Origin of the sequence: Dietzia sp. CQ4 (genome assembly GCF_014145125.1) — a bacterium.
Lineage (GTDB): Bacteria > Actinomycetota > Actinomycetes > Mycobacteriales > Mycobacteriaceae > Dietzia > Dietzia natronolimnaea.
Genome location: NZ_JAALDZ010000358.1, coordinates 1 through 2,553 on the forward strand (window position 1 = coordinate 1; position 2,553 = coordinate 2,553).

Annotated in this window: 2 protein-coding genes; both read left to right on the plus strand. The window is 73.1% G+C overall.

Annotation, left to right across the window (positions count from 1 at the left end):
• Positions 1 to 1,102, plus strand: a 1,102-nt coding sequence (gene alr, locus G6031_RS16905) for an alanine racemase (protein WP_241737397.1), incomplete at its 5' end; no start/stop codon positions are given.
• Positions 1,099 to 2,460: an alpha/beta hydrolase gene (locus tag G6031_RS16910; RefSeq protein ID WP_241737398.1), complete on the plus strand. Its 1,362-nt coding sequence runs from the start codon at positions 1,099 to 1,101 to the stop codon at positions 2,458 to 2,460. The genes alr and G6031_RS16910, both read left to right, overlap by 4 nt.
• Positions 2,461 to 2,553 lie beyond the last annotated feature (93 nt).

The following is a 2,553-nucleotide window of genomic DNA, read 5'->3' on the forward strand; positions in this document are numbered from 1 at the left end:
GGCGCGAGCCGCGCGCGGTGCGCGGGTCATGGCGGTGGTGAAGGCGGACGCCTATGGCCACGGCGCCGTGCCGGTCTCGCTCGCGGCGCTGCGCGGTGGGGCGGACGCGCTGGGCGTCACGACGATCGCCGAGGCGGTGCAGCTGCGTGACGCGGGCATCGACGCCGAGATCCTGGCCTGGTTGTTCGGGGTCGGTGACGACGTCGGCGTGGCGCTCGAGGCGGATGTGGACCTGGCGATCCCGAGCCCGGGCCACCTCGACACCGTTTGCGACGCCGCCCGGCGTACCGGCCGCCGCGCCAGGGTGACCCCCAAGATCGACACCGGGCTCGCCCGCTCCGGCATCACCCTCGACGAGTGGCCCTCCCTGCTCGACCGGCTGGTCGCCGCCTCCGACGAGGGCCTCATCGAGGTGACCGGGCTGATGGCGCACTTCGCGCACGCCGACGATCCGGGCAACCCGGTGATCGACCAGCAGGTCGACCGTCTGCACGCGTGCGTGGCGCAGGCCCGCGCCCGCGGGGTGCGGTGCCCGGTCAACCACCACGCCAACTCCGCGGCCACCCTGACCCGCCCGGACGACGGCTTCGAGATGGTCCGCCCCGGGATCGCCCTCTACGGGCTCAACCCGGTCGACGGTCTCGAGGCGGAGCTGGTCCCGGCCATGACGTTCTCCGCAGAGGTCCTGATGGTCAAGCGCATCGCCGCCGGTCAGGGGGTGAGCTACGGGCACACGTGGCACGCCCCGCGGGCCACCACGGTGGCCCTCGTGGCGGCGGGGTACGCCGACGGGGTGTGGCGACTGCTCTCGGGCAGGCTCGACGTGTCGATCGACGGACGCCGGTACCCGAACGTCGGCCGCGTCTGCATGGACCAGTTCGTCGTCGACCTGGGACCGGACCCGGGCGACTCGGTCCGCGTGGGGGACAGCGCCGTCCTGTTCGGTACCGGCTCCGACGGGGGCCCCACCGCCGCCGAGTGGGCACGCACCCTCGGGACCATCCACTACGAGGTCGTCACAGCAGTCCGCGGCCGAACGGTGCGCCATCACATTGTCGGGGCCCGGCACGCCACCGGTGGGCAGAGGGAGGGGTCATCATGAGCGGAGAAGCCGACTCGCCCGGGCGTCGGAGGTCGATGCCCCGACTCCGGCTGCCCCGGCGGCCCTCCCGGTCGAATGCGGGGGAACCCGTCGAGGTCCGGTCACCCGAACTGGTGGGCGGGGAGACCCGGGACGCCGAGTCCGTCGAGGAGCAGATCCGGGCCCCCGGGGGTCTCGCCGCCGGCCTGAGCGCCCTGGGAGCCGCGACGATCGGATCCGTGGGCACGCTCCTCCCGGGACGCCGGGCAAGTGACCCGTGGGCCGGCGAGGACATGTGGGAGCTCGGGGTCGACCGGGGTTCGATGGTCGCCGCCTCGGACGGTGTCCCGCTCGCTGTGCGGGAGGCCGGCCCGACCGACGCGCCGATGACCGTGGTGTTCGCCCACGGGTACACGCTGTCCATGGACTCCTGGCACTTCCAGCGCCGGCACCTCCAGGACCGATTCGGCTCCGAGGTCCGCCTGGTCTTCTACGACCAGCGCGGTCACGGACTCAGCGGCAAGAGCTCGCGCGACAACTCGACCATCGCCCAGCTGGCGTCCGACCTCAACTCGGTGATCTCCGCCACGGCGCCGACCGGCCCGATCGTGGCGATCGGCCACTCCATGGGGGGCATGACGGTCCTCGGCTACGCCGTCCGCCACGAGGACGCGGTCCGCGAGCGCGTGCTCGGCGTGGGGCTGGTCGCCACGGCGATGGCGGAACTGTCGGAGTCGGGCCTGGGTGCCGTGCTCGACAGCAGGGCCGTCAGCAGATTCGTGGGCCTCGCCGGCCGCACGCCCGCGGTGTTCACCAGCAGCCGCAGGGCCCTCGGGGCGATCATCTCGCCGTTCATCTACGGCGGCTCGTTCGGCGACCCGGCCAAGATGAGCCCGACCGTCGCCAGGTTCGTGGACAAGCTCATCGCCTCGACGGACGTCCTGACGATCGCGAACTTCTTCGAGACCCTCACCCAGCACGACGAGTCCGCGGCCGTGCCCGTGCTCCGCGACGTGCGCACCACGGTGTTGTGCGGGGACCGCGACCTGCTCACCCCCCTCGACCGCTCGGTGGACATCGCCGAGGCGCTTCCGGACGCCGAGTTCGTGGTGGTCCCCGGAGCGGGGCACATGGTGATGTTGGAGGAGCCCGCGCACGTGTCGGAGGTCCTCGGCGACCTCATCGCGGACGCCATCGTCGAGTGGCGCGCACGCACGCGGGAGAAGTCGAGCGGCACCGGATCGTCGAAGGGCACCGGATCGTCGAGTGGCTCAGGATCGTCGAGGGGCACCGGGTCGTCCTCCCGCAGCGGCCCGTCCTCCCGCAGTGGCCCGTCGTCCCGCAGCGGCCCGTCGGCGCGCCGTAGCGCGGCGTCGTGACGATCGGGGTCCCGGGGGAGCGGACACTGCCGACGGTGGACGACACCCGTGCGCTCGGCGTCGAACTGGCGGGGCTGCTCCGGGCCGGTGACG

Excerpts from the sequence above, each read along its gene's own strand:
- G6031_RS16910 (WP_241737398.1), top strand. The coding sequence starts at position 1,099 with ATGAGCGGAGAAGCCGACTCGCCCGGGCGTCGGAGGTCGATGCCCCGA.